General features: G+C 72.2%; 14 protein-coding genes. 4 read left to right on the top strand and 10 right to left on the bottom strand.

Translation table 11 applies throughout. The features are described from left to right. Positions 1-102: 102 nt before the first annotated feature. Genes VFW79_RS02205 through VFW79_RS02185 form a run of 5 tightly spaced genes read right to left on the bottom strand, consistent with a single transcriptional unit; the run spans position 103 to position 5,310 of the window. Positions 103-1,632 (bottom strand): alpha/beta hydrolase family protein, encoded by a 1,530-nt coding sequence (locus VFW79_RS02205; RefSeq protein WP_329675679.1) that lies wholly within the window; start codon positions 1,630-1,632, stop codon positions 103-105. 18 nt (positions 1,633-1,650) lie between these two features. Then, positions 1,651-2,562: a GTPase Era gene (gene era, locus VFW79_RS02200; protein ID WP_329675678.1), complete on the bottom strand. Its 912-nt coding sequence runs from the start codon at positions 2,560-2,562 to the stop codon at positions 1,651-1,653. Continuing rightward, a complete protein-coding gene (locus tag VFW79_RS02195; protein ID WP_329675677.1) occupies positions 2,559-3,863 on the bottom strand; it encodes a hemolysin family protein in 1,305 nt (434 codons plus the stop codon). The genes era and VFW79_RS02195 overlap by 4 nt, the downstream gene beginning before the upstream one ends. Continuing rightward, positions 3,860-4,312 carry an rRNA maturation RNase YbeY gene (ybeY, locus tag VFW79_RS02190; RefSeq protein WP_329675676.1) on the bottom strand — a complete coding sequence of 151 codons (453 nt, stop codon included), beginning with the start codon at positions 4,310-4,312 and terminating at the stop codon, positions 3,860-3,862. The genes VFW79_RS02195 and ybeY overlap by 4 nt, the downstream gene beginning before the upstream one ends. Next, positions 4,309-5,310, bottom strand: a complete 1,002-nt coding sequence (locus VFW79_RS02185; protein ID WP_329675675.1) for a PhoH family protein — start codon at positions 5,308-5,310, stop codon at positions 4,309-4,311. The genes ybeY and VFW79_RS02185 overlap by 4 nt, the downstream gene beginning before the upstream one ends. A 201-nt stretch (positions 5,311-5,511) precedes the next feature. Between VFW79_RS02185 and VFW79_RS02180 the strand changes: the two genes are divergently transcribed. Continuing rightward, positions 5,512-6,063: a Gmad2 immunoglobulin-like domain-containing protein gene (locus VFW79_RS02180; RefSeq protein ID WP_329675674.1), complete on the top strand. Its 552-nt coding sequence runs from the start codon at positions 5,512-5,514 to the stop codon at positions 6,061-6,063. Positions 6,064-6,079: 16 nt separating this feature from the next. Here the strand turns inward: VFW79_RS02180 and VFW79_RS02175 are convergent, their stop codons facing one another. The 3 genes from VFW79_RS02175 to hrcA are packed head-to-tail and all read right to left on the bottom strand — an operon-like array spanning position 6,080 to position 9,105. Further along, positions 6,080-6,904, bottom strand: a complete 825-nt coding sequence (locus VFW79_RS02175) for a 16S rRNA (uracil(1498)-N(3))-methyltransferase (protein ID WP_329675673.1) — start codon at positions 6,902-6,904, stop codon at positions 6,080-6,082. A 4-nt stretch (positions 6,905-6,908) separates the two neighbouring features. Further along, complete coding sequence (gene dnaJ / locus VFW79_RS02170) at positions 6,909-8,033, bottom strand: molecular chaperone DnaJ (protein WP_329675672.1); 1,125 nt, start codon at positions 8,031-8,033, stop codon at positions 6,909-6,911. 49 nt (positions 8,034-8,082) lie between these two features. Further along, the gene (hrcA, locus tag VFW79_RS02165; protein ID WP_329675671.1) at positions 8,083-9,105 is read right to left on the bottom strand and encodes a heat-inducible transcriptional repressor HrcA; all 1,023 of its coding nucleotides are present in this window, start codon (positions 9,103-9,105) and stop codon (positions 8,083-8,085) included. Between the two features lie 233 nt (positions 9,106-9,338). Here hrcA and VFW79_RS02160 point away from each other — a divergent pair, with 233 nt between their 5' ends. The 3 genes from VFW79_RS02160 to VFW79_RS02150 all read left to right on the top strand — a co-directional run bounded on the left by VFW79_RS02160 (position 9,339) and on the right by VFW79_RS02150 (position 11,294). After that, complete coding sequence (locus tag VFW79_RS02160; RefSeq protein WP_329675670.1) at positions 9,339-10,223, top strand: DUF3097 domain-containing protein; 885 nt, start codon at positions 9,339-9,341, stop codon at positions 10,221-10,223. Between the two features lie 112 nt (positions 10,224-10,335). Then, a complete protein-coding gene (locus VFW79_RS02155) occupies positions 10,336-10,722 on the top strand; it encodes a DUF4870 domain-containing protein (RefSeq protein WP_329675669.1) in 387 nt (128 codons plus the stop codon). Further along, positions 10,719-11,294: a DUF4870 domain-containing protein gene (locus tag VFW79_RS02150; protein ID WP_329675668.1), complete on the top strand. Its 576-nt coding sequence runs from the start codon at positions 10,719-10,721 to the stop codon at positions 11,292-11,294. Before VFW79_RS02155 ends, VFW79_RS02150 begins: the two co-directional genes overlap by 4 nt. A 93-nt stretch (positions 11,295-11,387) precedes the next feature. Here the strand turns inward: VFW79_RS02150 and hemW are convergent, their stop codons facing one another. Both hemW and lepA read right to left on the bottom strand, forming a co-directional pair. Continuing rightward, positions 11,388-12,626, bottom strand: a complete 1,239-nt coding sequence (gene hemW / locus VFW79_RS02145; protein WP_329675667.1) for a radical SAM family heme chaperone HemW — start codon at positions 12,624-12,626, stop codon at positions 11,388-11,390. A gap of 9 nt (positions 12,627-12,635) precedes the next feature. Next, the gene (gene lepA / locus VFW79_RS02140; RefSeq protein WP_329675666.1) at positions 12,636-14,501 is read right to left on the bottom strand and encodes a translation elongation factor 4; all 1,866 of its coding nucleotides are present in this window, start codon (positions 14,499-14,501) and stop codon (positions 12,636-12,638) included. Positions 14,502-14,510 lie beyond the last annotated feature (9 nt).

Below are 14,510 nucleotides of genomic sequence, written 5' to 3'. Positions count from 1 at the left end.
TCACCCCCCACCCCTGCGGGCACAGCCTTGCGCCCTCGATGACTATCGGCGCACATGGTGCCCTAGATGAGGCCACCGATGTGCCGGAACTCCCCAGCTCGGTCAGATGCCGAGCTGGAACACCCCCCAGTACGCGGTGACGACCAGCAGGATCACGGCACCGGCGAGCACCGACCATACGACGACGTGCCCCCAGACACCGGTCGCGATGCCCGGCCCGTCCTGATGCGAGTTCCGTGCGAGGTCCAGGAGCCGCACGCACGCCACGACGGCGGCGATCCCCAGGATGCGCACGCCCACCCAGCCGCCCTGCACGATCACCGAGTTGCGCTCGTAGTCCAGCGCCAGCCGGACGACGGCCACGAGGTACCAGACGAGGCCCACGACAGTGGCGACCGCGAGCCCGCCCACCCAGCCGAGCCGGCCGACGACACCGGGAGCAAGCCGGTGCTGCACCGGTCGTCCGCGCACGCGCCGCCATGCGGCGACGCCGAGCCCGACCAGAGGTCCTAGGACGAGCAACGCCGCCGCCGCCCCCACCACCGCGATGACCGCATCGCCGTCGCCGAACCAGCGCGGCATCGGGGAGGGTGCGGCCCAGTAGGTCTGGTGCGGGCTCGCCCCGGCGATCTGCGGCATCGACTGTGCTGTCTCAGGCAGCCCTCGGATCCATCCGGACAGGTCGCGGAGGAAGTCGGGCGAGACCTCGCCGTCGACCTTCAGGCCGTGGTCGGCGCCCGCGTAGTACCGCACCTGGTACTGGCCGTTGCCGGCGATCGCGAGGTCGCGGATGATCTGCTCGGCCCCCTGGACCATCGGCATCGAGGCGTCGTGCGCGCCGTAGGCCACGAACACCGGCTGGTGCATGCGGCGCTGGTACGGGGCGACGTCGAAGTCGAAGTACTCGAAGCCTCCGCCGGGCAGCGACATCCCGACGGCCCGTGGGATCGCACGGAACACGCTGTTCGGCACCCCGGTGTTGCGCAGGTAGGAGTCCATCGCGAACGCGGCCTGCTGCCGGGGCGGGACGACCGGCGCGGAGGCGAACACGACGAAGGCGAGGCCCGGGTCGTCGGCCGCCATGACCGGGGCGATCCAGGAGCCCTCGCTCTCGGAGTACACGCCGACCTTCGTCGGGGCGACGCCGGGCCAGTGCCGCAGGAACTGCACGGACGCGGCATAGTCGGCCGCCATCTGGACGTAGTCGCGGTGCCGGGCCGAGTACGTGTCGAGCCGCTTGTTCGGGACCATCGTGACCACGCCCGACGCGGCGAGCGCGGACGCCTGCGCCTTGAAGGCCCGGGAGTACTCCCCCGTGCCGGCGCCGTGCACGAACACCACGGCCGGGAGCGGCCCGCTGGCCCCGACGGGCTCGGTGATCCTGGCGTCGATCGTGGTGCCGTCGAGCTGCACGGTGACGACCGACTCGCGCACCGGGTAGGTCGGCGCGAGCGGCGCGTACGTGACGGCGGTCGACGAGCTCGACACGACGAGCGGGTCGTTGAGCGGCACCGGGTCCCACTGCGGGCCGAGGAACGCCCCGACCACGGCCAGCACGATGACACCCACGACGCTGCTGGTGGCGATGCGGTACGGCACCAGGAGAGTATCCCGCACGGTGGACCGGGCCATGAGCGTCGCTGTGTCAGGTCAGAAGCCCATCCTGCCGAGCTGCTTCGGGTCCCGCTGCCAGTCCTTGGCGACCTTGACGTGCAGGTCGAGGAACACGCGCGTGCCGAGCAGCGCCTCGATCTCGCGGCGCGCCGTCGTGCCGACCTCGCGCAGCCGCGAGCCGCCCTTGCCGATGATGATGGCCTTCTGGCTGTCGCGCTCGACGAAGAGCTGGACGCGCACGTCGAGCATGGGGGTCGCGTCGTCGTCGCCCTCGCGCGGCACCATCTCGTCGACGACGACGGCGAGCGAGTGCGGCAGCTCGTCGCGCACGCCCTCCAGCGCTGCCTCGCGCACGAGCTCGGCGACCATGACGGCGACGGGCTCGTCGGTGAGCTCGCCGTCGGGGTACAGCGCCGGGCCCTCGGGCAGGTGGCCGATGAGGATCTTCTCGAGCACGTCGACCTGGTAGCCCGTCTCCGCCGAGACCGGCACGATGTCGGCCCAGTCCCCGAGCTGCGAGATCGCGAGCAGGTGCTCCGCGAGGCGCGCCTTGCCGACGAGGTCCGCCTTGGTCGCGATCGCGACGACGGGAGTGCCCCGGCCGTCGCGTGCGGCGTCGGCGAGCTGCTCGGCGATGAACCGGTCGCCCGGACCCACCTTCTGGTCCGACGGCATGCAGAAGCCGACGACGTCGACCTCGGTGAGCGTGCCCTTGACGAGGTCGTTGAGACGCTCCCCGAGCAGGGTCCGCGGACGGTGCAGCCCGGGGGTGTCCACGAGGACGAGCTGCGCGTCCGGGCGGTGCACGATGCCGCGGATCGTGTGCCGCGTGGTCTGCGGACGGGCCGACATGATCGCGACCTTCTGCCCGACGAGCGCGTTCGTCAGCGTCGACTTGCCAGCGTTGGGCCGGCCGATGAAGCAGGCGAAACCTGAGTGGAAGGTCATGAGTGTGCTCCGTGGTTCGGGTCGGCGGGGGTGGTGGCCCCCTGGTCGTCCCCCGGCTCGTCGTCGGGCGTGGTCCGCCGCACGACGAGCGTCGAGATCTGCTTGCGGCGTCCGTCGGCGCGTTCCGCGACGAGGTGGAGGCCATGGATGTCGCCGGCTGAGCCGACGAGCGGGACCTTGCCGAGGGCCTTGGCAAGGAGACCCCCCGCGCTGTCGACGTCGTCGTCGTCCACGTCGAGGTCGAAGAGCTCACCGAGCTCGTCCTTCGCGAGCCGTGCCGGGACACGGTACGACCCGTCGCCGAGGTCCTCGACCCCGGGGGCCGAGGGGTCGTGCTCGTCGGTGAGCTCGCCCACGATCTCCTCGAGCGCGTCCTCGATCGTGACGAGCCCGGCGATGCCCCCGTACTCGTCGACGACCATCGCCATGTGCGACGAGCCTGCCTGGAGCTCGCGCAGGAGGTCGTCGACCGGCTTCGACTCGGGGACGTACACGGCAGTCCTGGCGATCGAGGCCGCCGGGGAGTCCTGGGCCTCCGGGTCGTCGGACAGGCGACGCACGAGGTCCTTGAGGTAGAGCACGCCGCGCAGGTCGTCGACCGACTCGCCGACGACGGGGAGCCGCGAGAAGCCCGAGCGCAGCAGCAGCGCGAGGGCCTTGCGCAGCGGCGTGTCCGCCCCGGTCACGATCATGTCGGTGCGCGGCACCATGACCTCGCGCGTGAGCGTCTGGCCGAGCTCGAGGACGGACCGGAACATGTCGCGCTCCTCGTCCTCGATCACGTCCGACTCGCTCGCGCGCTCGACCATGTCGCGCAGCTCGTCCTCCCCGAAGTCGGGGTGCGCGGTCGAGCTCGGCACCGCGCGCGCGAACCCGCCGACCGCACGCGAGACCCCGAGCAGCAGGCGCGACAGGACCGTCAGCACGGCCAGGGGGTGCTGGCGCCCGACCGTCCGCGGGCTGACCCGCACCAAGAGGTAGGCGACGGCGGCGCACACGGTACCGGCCACGAGCAGGACCCAGCCCCAGGCGAGCCCGGTCGACGCGACGACCAGAGTGATGCAGACCGTGGCCGTCATCTCCCCGAGCAGCCGGACGAACGCGGCCGACGACGACACCCGCCGCCGCCGCTCGACGAGCCGCCGCACCCGCTCGGCCGCGGGGTGCCGCTCAGCCAGCAGCTCGGTGACCGCGGCGAGGGTGACGCGACCGACGGCGACCTCGCCCGCGCTCAGTGCCGCCGCGAGCGCGATGCCGAGCACCGCGACGACGACGAGCAGCCCGAGGGGGACGTGCGTCATCGGCTCGCGAGGAACGTCAGGAGCAGCTGGCGCTGGAGCGCGAACATCTCCCGCTCCTCCTCGGGCTCGGCGTGGTCGTAGCCGAGCAGGTGCAGGATCCCGTGCGTCGTGAGCAGCAGGAGCTCCTCGGCGGTCGAGTGGCCCGCGACCCTGGCCTGCTGCGCCGCGACCTCGGGGCAGAGCACGACGTCGCCGAGCAGGCCGGCCGGAGTCTGCTCACCCTCGCGGCCGGGCCGCAGCTCGTCCATGGGGAACGAGAGCACGTCCGTGGGGCCCGGCTCGTCCATCCACTGCACGTGCAGCTGCGACATGACGTCGACACCCACCAGCAGGATCGACAGGTCGGTCTGCGGGTGCACGTGCATGGCATCGAGCACGTAGCGCGCGAGCGCCGCGAACTCCGCCTCGTCGACCTCGACACCCGACTCGTTGTTGACCTCGATGCTCATGTCCTGTCCCAGCGTGCGTAGGCGTCGATGATGTCGCCGACCAGGCGGTGGCGGACCACGTCCGACGAGGTCAACCGGCAGAAGGCCACGTCGTCGATGTCGGCGAGGATCTGCTCGACGACGCGCAGCCCGGACGTCGTGGCCGTCGGGAGGTCGACCTGCGTGACGTCGCCCGTGACCACGATCTTCGACCCGAACCCGAGGCGCGTGAGGAACATCTTCATCTGCTCGGTCGAGGTGTTCTGCGCCTCGTCGAGGATGATGAACGAGTCGTTGAGCGTGCGCCCGCGCATGTAGGCCAGTGGCGCGACCTCGATGGTCCCCGCCTCCATGAGCCGCGGGATCGAGTCGGGGTCGACCATGTCGTGCAGGGCGTCGTACAGCGGACGCAGGTACGGGTCGATCTTGTCGCTGAGGGAACCGGGCAGGAACCCGAGGCGCTCGCCCGCCTCGACGGCCGGTCGGGTCAGCACGATCCGGCTGACCTGGCGCACCTGCAGCGCCTGGACCGCCTTGGCCATCGCCAGGTACGTCTTGCCGGTACCCGCGGGGCCGATGCCGAACGTCACCGTGTTGCGGTCGATCGCGTCGACGTAGTCCTTCTGCCCCTCGGTCTTGGGCCGGATGGTGCGCCCTCGCGAGGTCAGGATGTTCTGGGTCAGGACGTCCACGGGGCGCGGCGCGGCGCTGGTCGCGAGCATCGTGACCGACCGCGCGACCACGTCCGGGGTCAACGGGGTCCCGGTCGCGGCGACCTCGATGAGCTCGTCGACCAGCTCGGCGACGAGCGCGACGTCCCCGGCCGGGCCTGCGAGCGAGATCTCGTTGCCGCGCGCGTGGATGTCGACGGCCCGGAAGCCGGCTTCGATGGCCAGCAGGACCTCGTCACCGCGTCCCAGCAGCTCGACCATCGAGACGTCCGCACCGACCGTGATGCGGTGCTCGACGCGGGCCGTGACACCGGTGGTGGGACGACGTGCGGGTGTGCTCTCGGCCATGTGCTCGGCTTGCGCCTCCGCGCTCCTTCGGTCCGCCCTGCCGTTGGACCGGCAGGTGCTGCACCCGAGTCTACCGAGCACGCACCGTCCCCGGCCCGGCGCAGCCCGCCGACCGGTCGCACACGGTACCTTCCGAGCAGACGGTGGTCGCACGGATCTGGGTGCGCCGCCGAGCGAGGCAGCCGACGTGAGGACGAGACCATGCGAGCACGACGAACCCGACCCCTTCATCTCCTGGCCGCCGGGGCGTGTGCGGTCCTGACAGCCGCGTCGCTGGCCGGCTGTGCGTCCGGGACCGTCGAGTCCGGCGCGTCGACGACGGCCGCGCCCACGACCCCCACGGCGACGGCCTCGGCCATGGCGTCGGCGTCGGCAACCACCCCGGCTCCCGAGCCCACGGCGACGAGCACACCCGCGGACGCCGTCCCGACCGACCAGCCGACCAACGGCCCCAACACGCTCACGTCGCCGGCAGCCGGGGCGACGGTCGACGGTCCCGACGTGACGGTGACCGGCACCGGCACCGCCTTCGAGGCGACGCTGAACTGGGAGGCCGTGCCCGTCGGGGGTTCCACCCCGGTTGCGCAGGGGTTCACGACGGCCGGTGCCAACGGTGAGGTCGGCCCGTTCACCTTCACGGCGACCCTGCCGACCGGCACGGTCACGCTGTCGGTCTGGGAGCCCGACATGTCCGACGGCGCGGCCGGCACCACGCGCCACAACCTCGTGTCGGTGACCTTCACCGTCCGCTGACGGCGGATCCGGCTGGTCAGCCCCAGCGCCCGAGCCGTTGGGCGAGCAGCGCCAGGGCGATCGGACCGGCCGTCGAGGTCCGCAGCACGTGCGGCCCGAGGCGCACCGCGGTCGCACCGGCCCCCACGAGCGCCTCGAGCTCACGCGCCGAGATCCCGCCCTCGGGGCCGACGACGACGAGGACCTCGCTCCGCTGTCCGACACCCGCAGGGCCGTCCGCGGGCGACGACTCGTCGTCGGCCACCGCGCCGGTGCTGAGGGCTGCGAGATCGACCTGCGCGAGCGGCTCAGCCGCTTCCTCGTGCAGGACGAGCGCGACGCCGCCGGCGTCGACTGTCCGGCGGACCCGCTCGACGAGCCCGCGCCCGTCGACCGCGAGCTCGACCTCGGGGACCCACGCCCGGCGCGACTGCTTCGCCGCGGCCCGCACGGTCCCGAGCCACCGCGAGCGGCTCTTCGCTGCTCGGTCCCCGCGCCACACGACGACCGAGCGCTCGGCCTGCCACGGCACGACCGCATCGGCCCCGACCTCGGTCGCCGCCTCGATCGCCAGCTCGTCGCGGTCGCCCTTCGCGAGCGCCTGCACGAGCACGAGCGCCACGTCCGGCGCCGGCTCGTCGATGCGGGCCACGACCTGCAGCGTCACGCCGTCGCCGCCAACCGATCCGACGACGCACTCCAGCCGGACACCCGCGCCGTCGACGACGTCCACGCGCTCGCCCGGTGAACGGCGCTGCACGACCCCGGCATGCCGCCCCTCGGCACCGTCGAGCAGGTAGGCGCCGCCGGGCCGGACCGCCGCGAGCGCGCCCGGCTCCGCCAGGAAGACCGGAGCACTCACCGCCTCAGCGACCCGACAGCTTGTCGCGGAGCTTGGCGAACACCCCAGGGTTGGCGGCGGAGAACCGGGCCTCGGGCCGCTCTTCGCCGCGCAGCGTCGCCAGCTGATTCAGGAGCGCTGCCTGCTCCTCGTCCAGCCCGGTGGGGACGTGGACGTCGACGTGGATGTGCAGGTCGCCGCGCCCACCGACGTGCAGGTGCCCGACGCCGAGCCCGCGCAACGTGATCACCTGCGCCGGCTGGGTGCCCGGGCGCAGGTCGATCTCCTGCGGGCCGTCGAGCGTGTCGAGCGTCAGGACCGTACCGAGCGCGGCTGCCGTCATCGGGACGGGGAGCGTGCAGTGCAGGTCGTCGCCCTGCCGCACGAAGGTCTCGTGCTTGCGCTCCCTGACCTCGAGGTAGACGTCGCCCGCAGGACCGCCCGCCGGCCCGACCTCGCCCTGGCCGGTCAGCTTGATGCGCGTCCCGGTGTCCACCCCGGCGGGCACGTCCACCGTCAGGGTCCGCCGCGAGCGGACCCGGCCCTCGCCCGAGCACTCGGTGCAGGGCTCCGGGATGACCGTCCCGAACCCCTGGCACGCGGCGCACGGCTGGGACGTCATGACCTGCCCGAGGAACGAGCGCGCGATGCGCTGCACGCTGCCCCGACCGCCGCAGACCTCGCACGTGCGCGGTGACGTCCCGGGGCGGCAGCACGTGCCAGAGCACGTCGGGCACACCACGGCCGTGTCGACCTGCACCTCGCGGTGGGACCCGAACGTGGTCTCCGCCAGGTCGAGGTCGAGGCGCACCAGCGCGTCCTGCCCGCGGCGCGCGCGGGGGATCGGCCCACGCTGGGCGCTCGCGCCGGACCCTGCACCGAAGAAGGTCTCGAAGATGTCCTGGAACCCGAAGCCGCCACCCATGCCGCCACCGGCGGACGGGTCGCCCCCGAGGTCGTACGCGCGACGCTTCTCCGGGTTCGACAGCACGTCGTACGCCCGCGAGACGTCCTTGAACATCTCGTCCGAGCCGCCGTCCTCACCGGTCACGTCCGGGTGGTGCTGACGGGCGAGGCGGCGGTAGGCCTTCTTGATCTGCTCGGGGCTCGCGTCGCGAGTGACCCCGAGGATCTCGTAGTAGTCGGTCACAGATCACTTCCTGGTCGGACGGTGAGGCGAAGGGCCGGGTTCGGCCGGGTCATCCGGCGAGGATCCGCGTGAGGTACCGCGCGACGGCGCGGACGGAGGCCATCGTGCCGGGGTAGTCCATGCGGAGCGGTCCGATCGAACCGATCCGGGCGAGGGCGTCCCCGTCACCGCCGTAGCCGGTCGTCACGAAGCTCGTCTCGAGCAGTCCCTCGTGCTGGGTCTCGCGGCCGATCCGGGCCGACACCGCCGTGGCGTCCTCGGCCATCTCGGTCAACAGCCGCAGGAGGACCACCTGTTCCTCGAGCGCCTCGAGCACGGGCCCGAGCGTGTGCGTGAAGTCCGATCCACTCGCGCGGGCGAGGTTCGCGGTGCCGGCCAGCACGACGCGCTCCTCGCTCTCCTGCGCGAGGGTCTCCTCGACGACGGAGACGACCGAACGGACGAGCGGAGCGTGCACCGGGGCGAACGAGTCGGTCAGGGCGGCGAGCACGGTGTCGAGCTCCGCGAGCCGCCGGCCGACGGCTGCGACGTTGAGGCGGGCGCGCAGCACCGCGACGATGTCGAGATCGGGCTCGGTCGACAGCTCGACCGTGCGCTGCTCGACGCGACCGTTGTCCGTGATGATCACGACGAGCAGCCGCCGGTCACCGAGCGGGACGAGCTCGACGTGGCGCAGCACCGAGCGCCGCAGCGACGGGTACTGCACGACCGCGACCTGCTGCGTCAGCTGGGCGAGCAGACGGACGGCCCGGTCCACCACGTCGTCCAGGTCGACGGCGCGCGCGAGGAAGTCCTCGATCGCGCGCGACTCCGCGCCGGACAGCGGCTTGACCGACGAGAGCCGGTCGACGAACAGGCGGTACCCCTTGTCCGTGGGCACGCGGCCCGCCGACGTGTGCGGCTGCACGATGAAGCCGCCCTCCTCGAGGGCCGCCATGTCGTTGCGGATCGTCGCAGGAGAGACCCCGAGCCCGTGCCGCTCGACCAGCGCGCGGGAGCCGACGGGCTCGCGGGTCGCCACGTAGTCCTCGACGATCGCCCGCAGCACGTCGAGCTTGCGATCCTCGCTCATCGCACCTCCTCCGCGTCGTCCTGGACCTCATCGGCTGCCCGATGGGCCGCCTCGCTGGCGGGGTAGCACTCGGCCACCCGGAGTGCCAATTCTACGCGGTCGCGCGGCGGGGCGACGAAGGGCTCGCACGTCGCGCACCCGCCCGCTCGCACCACCTGGCCGGACGACCCGCGAGCACCCCCACGCCTGCGCCGGTTCCGGTGCGGCCGCCGCGCGCCCGCTAGGGTGCCCGGGTGAGCCACGACCGCTACGGGAACGACGTCCTCGCGACCCCGGGCCGCGGCGGCGACGACCGGCCCGGTTCCGCGCACCACCGGCCGCGCACGCAGTCCCGCCCGCAGCCTGCCGAGACCGGACTGGTCGTCGAGGAGGTCATGACCGGCTGGGTCGGTGCCGTCCGACGCGTCGAGAAGTCCGGTGGGCAGCACGTCGTCGTGCTCGAGGACCGCAAGGGCAAGACACGGACGTTCCCGCTCGGACCCGGCTTCTGGGTCGACGGTGAGCCCGTCGTGCTGCTCGCGCCCGTCGGCCGGTCCGCGCCGGCCCGCCCGACGCGCACCGCGTCCGGCTCGGTCGCGGTGCACGGCGCCACGGCCCGCGTGGCGCGCGGCAGCCGGATCTGGGTCGAGGGCAAGCACGACGCCGAGCTCGTCGAGAAGGTGTGGGGCGACGACCTGCGGCTCGAGGGCGTGGTGGTCGAGCTGCTCGACGGCGTCGACAACCTCGCCGACGCGCTCCGGGGGTTCGCCCCGACGCGCGAGCGGCGTGTGGGGGTGCTCGTCGACCACCTCGTGCCCGGTTCGAAGGAGACGCGGATCGCCGCCGACGCGACCCGCGGCACACCCGCCGGGAGCGTCCTCGTCCTCGGTCATCCCTACATCGACGTCTGGCAGGCCGTGCGCCCCGAGCGGATCGGCCTCGCGGCATGGCCGACGATCGCGCGCGGCACCGAGTGGAAGCTCGGCATCCTGCGCGAGCTCGGCTGGCCGGCGGTCGATCAGGCCGACGTCGCGCACGCGTGGCAGCGGATCCTCGCGTCGGTGCGTTCGTACGCCGATCTTGAGCCGTCGCTGCTCGGCCGGGTCGAGGAGCTCATCGACTTCGTCACGGTGTCGTGACCTCGACCACCTGAACTGGGGCGAAACGGCGCGCGCGCGACGCGCCGGACGACTAGTGTGCGGCGCAACGGCCACGCATGCCGCGCCGTTCCCTGACGCGAGAGGCATTGAGATGAGCCAGACCCCACCGCCGCCATGGGCCGGTCAGCCCTCCGCAGGCGCACCCCTGGACGACGCGCAGACCCGCCAGTGGGCCGGTCTGGCGCACCTCGGCGGAATCCTGTGGATCGTGCCCGGCCTCATCATCTGGCTGGTGTTCCGCCAGCGCAGCGGATTCGTGGACCAGGAGGGCAAGAAGGCGGTGAACTTCCAGATCACGCTGCTGATCGGGTGGGTCATCGTGTGGATCGCCGACGCGATCTTCCTGCCGTGGTTCCTGGCCAACGTGCTCCAGCTCGCGCTGTGGATCGTCTCCCTGATCTTCTCGATCCAGGGCTACCAGGCCGTCCAGCGTGGCCAGGCCTACCGCTACCCCTTCTCCTTGGAGCTGATCAAATGACCGCCGAGACCCCGGGAACGCCCGAGGAGCCCACGGGCGCCGTCCCGCCGCCGCCCGCACCGCAGTTCGAGACACCGCAGCACGAGGCACCCCAGGGTGGTGAGTACCCGCCGCCGCCCCCGGCGCCCGGGTACGGCGCGCCGCAGGGCGCCTATCCGCCGCCGCCGCCCGCACCCGGGTACGGCGCACCGGGGTACGGCTCGCCGCAGGGCGCCTACCCCCCACCGGCGTACGGGGTCCAGCCGCCGCTCACCGACTCCGACCAGCGCATGTGGTCGGTCTTCGCCCACATCGGCGGGGTGTTCGTCTCGTTCCTCGTCCCGCTCGTCATCCTGCTCGTCTTCAAGGGCCGGGGAGCGTTCGTCGAGGACCAGGCGAAGGAGGCGCTCAACTTCCAGATCACCCTGGCGATCGCCTATGTGGTCGGGGGTCTGACGGCCATCCTCATCGTCGGCCTGTTCATCCTGCTCGCCGCCGTGATCTGCTCGTTCGTCTTCGCGATCATGGCCGCTGTCGCGAGCAACCGCGGTGAGCTGTACCGCTACCCGCTGACGCTCCGGCTCGTCAGCTGAGCTGACGCCGCCGTACGAGGTGAGGCCCCGTCGACCGTCAGGTCAGCGGGGCCTCACCTCGTCGGGGCACACTGCTCAGCCGAGACACACGGGTCAGTCGGTCAGGTCGCGGACCACCGCATCGGCGAGCAGGCGCCCGCGACGGGTCAGCAGCACGCGTCGGTCACCGTCGGCACCGATCGCGGCCCGGCCGTCCAGGAGCCCGTCTGCGACGAGCCCGGCCACCTTCGTCCGCGCGGCAGGCGTCAGGTCGTCGAGCGCGAGACCGTCCGCGAGCCGCACCCCGAGCATCACGCGCTCGAGCTGGGCCGACTCCGGCCCCACGAGCTCGCGCCCGGCCGCCGGGCTCAGCCCGTCGGCGAGCCGCGTCGCATACGCGCGAGGGTGCTTGACGTTCCACCAGCGCATCCCGCCCACGTGGCTGTGCGCGCCGGGGCCGACGCCCCACCAGTCGTCGCCCCGCCAGTACGCGAGGTTGTGCCGGCAGCGGTCGGCGTCCGTCCGGGCCCAGTTGCTGACCTCGTACCAGTGCAGACCGGCCTCGGCGAGCAGGTCGTCGGCTCGCTCGTACTTCGCGGCCTGGTCGTCACCGCTCGGCAGCTCGAGCTCGCCGCGGCGTACCTGGACCGCCATGCGGGTCCCCTGCTCGACGACGAGCGCGTACGCGGACACGTGGTCGACGCCGGTTGCGAGCGCTGCCTCGACGCTTGCGCGCCAGTCGTCCGCCGACTCCCCCGGCGTGCCGTAGATCAGGTCGAGCGAGACCTGCAGCCCAGCGTCCCGGGCCCAGCGCACGACGTCGGGGATGCGTGCCGCGTCGTGCGTCCGCTCGAGCGTCGCGAGGACGTGCGGGACCGCGGACTGCATCCCGAACGACACGCGGGTGAAGCCCGCCGCGGCCAGGGCCTCGAGCGACGACGGCGTCACCGAGTCGGGGTTCGCCTCCGTGGTGACCTCGGCGTCGTCGACCAGACCCCAGACCGAGCGCACGCCGTCGAGCATGCGCGCGAGGTCCCCGGTGGGCAGGACCGTGGGTGTTCCGCCGCCGACGAACACGGTCTGCACCGGCCGCGCAGGCAGTCCCGTGCGGGCCAGCACGCGTGCGGCGAGGTCGATCTCCCGCAGGGCCGTGTCGGCGTAGGCGACCTGGCTGGCGCCGCCGCCGAGCTCGGTCGCTGTGTACGTGTTGAAGTCGCAGTACCCGCAGCGCACCGTGCAGAACGGCACGTGCAGGTACACGCCGAACGCGCGCGAGCCCGCGCCAGCGACGACCGACGGGGGCAGGGCGCCGTCGTCGGGCGCAGGATCGCCGTCGGGGAGGGCCGGGCTCATCGGTGGGCGCTACTTCTTCTTGGCATCCTTGGCGTCCTTGCCGCCCGCGTCGGAGGACAGCGCGGCGATGAAGGCCTCCTGCGGCACCTCGACCCGTCCGATCGTCTTCATGCGCTTCTTGCCCTCCTTCTGCTTCTCCAGCAGCTTGCGCTTGCGGGTGATGTCACCGCCGTAGCACTTGGCCAGGACGTCCTTGCGCATCGCCCGGATCGTCTCGCGCGCGATGATCCGCGCCCCGATCGCCGCCTGGATGGGCACCTCGAACTGCTGGCGCGGGATGAGCTCGCGCAGCTTGCCGACCATCATCAGGCCGTATGCGTACGCCTTGTCCTTGTGCACGATCGAGCTGAACGCGTCGACCTGCTCGCCCTGCAGCAGGATGTCGACCTTGACCAGGTCGCCCGCCTGCTCACCGGCGGCCTCGTAGTCCAGGCTCGCGTACCCGCGTGTCTTGGACTTGAGCTGGTCGAAGAAGTCGAAGACGATCTCGGCGAGCGGCAGCGTGTAGCGCAGCTCGACGCGGTCCGCCGACAGGTAGTCCATGCCCCCCAGCTCGCCGCGGCGGGTCTGGCACAGCTCCATGACGGCACCGATGAACTCGCTCGGCGCGAGGATCGTGGCCTTGACGATGGGCTCGCGGACCTCGACGATCTTGCCGCCCGGGAACTCGCTCGGGTTGGTGACCCGCACGACCTTCTTGTCCTCGAGCGTCACGTCGTACACGACGTTGGGTGCCGTCGAGATGAGGTCGAGGTCGAACTCACGCTCGAGCCGCTCACGCACGATCTCGAGGTGCAGCAGGCCGAGGAAGCCCACTCGGAAGCCAAAGCCCAGCGCCACGGACGTCTCGGGCTCGTAGACGAGCGCCGCGTCGTTGAGCTTGAGCCGGTCCAGGGCGTCCCGCAGCAGCGGGTAGTCGGTGCCGTCGATCGGGTAGAGGCCCGAGAAGACCATCGGTTTGGGGTCGCGGTAGCCGCCCAGGTCGTGGCTCGCGGGCTTGCTCGCGTTCGTCACCGTGTCGCCGACGCGCGACTGCCGGACGTCCTTGACGCCCGTGATCAGGTACCCGACCTCGCCGACGCCGAGCCCCTTGGTGACGACCGGCTCCGGGGAGATGACGCCGATCTCGAGCAGCTCGTGCGTCGCGCGCGTCGACATCATGACGATCTTCTCGCGCGGGTTGAGGTTGCCGTCGACCACGCGGACGTACGTCACGACGCCGCGGTAGGTGTCGTAGACCGAGTCGAAGATCATCGCCCGGGCGGGCGCGTCGGCGTCGCCGGTCGGGTGCGGGACGAGCTGCACGATGCGGTCGAGCAGCGGCCCGACGCCCGCGCCGGTCTTGCCGGAGACCAGCAGGACGTCCTCGGGCTCGCCGCCGACGAGCCGCGCGAGCTCCTCGGCGTACTTCTCGGGCTGCGCGGCCGGCAGGTCGATCTTGTTGAGCACCGGGATGACCTGCAGGTCCTTCTCGAGCGCGAGGTACAGGTTCGCGAGCGTCTGTGCCTCGATACCCTGCGCCGCGTCGACGAGCAGCACCGCTCCCTCGGAGGCCGCGAGCGACCGCGACACCTCGTAGGTGAAGTCGACGTGACCCGGCGTGTCGATCATGTTCAGCGCGTAGGGCACGAGGACACCGTCGGCGTCCTCGACGGCCCACGGCATGCGGACGGCCTGCGACTTGATCGTGATCCCACGCTCGCGCTCGATGTCCATCCGGTCGAGGTACTGCGCGCGCATCGCGCGCGCGTCCACCACGCCCGTGAGCTGGAGCATGCGGTCCGCGAGGGTCGACTTGCCGTGGTCGATGTGGGCGATGATGCAGAAGTTCCGCAGCAGCTCGGGCGGCGTGGCCGCCGGCTGGATGCGGCTCATGCCCGCGGC

It is taken from the genome of Cellulomonas sp. (genome assembly GCF_036279715.1).
Lineage (GTDB): Bacteria > Actinomycetota > Actinomycetes > Actinomycetales > Cellulomonadaceae > Cellulomonas_A.
Note: the sequence above shows the minus strand (reverse complement) of the source record. Positions and strands in the feature narration are given on the sequence as shown.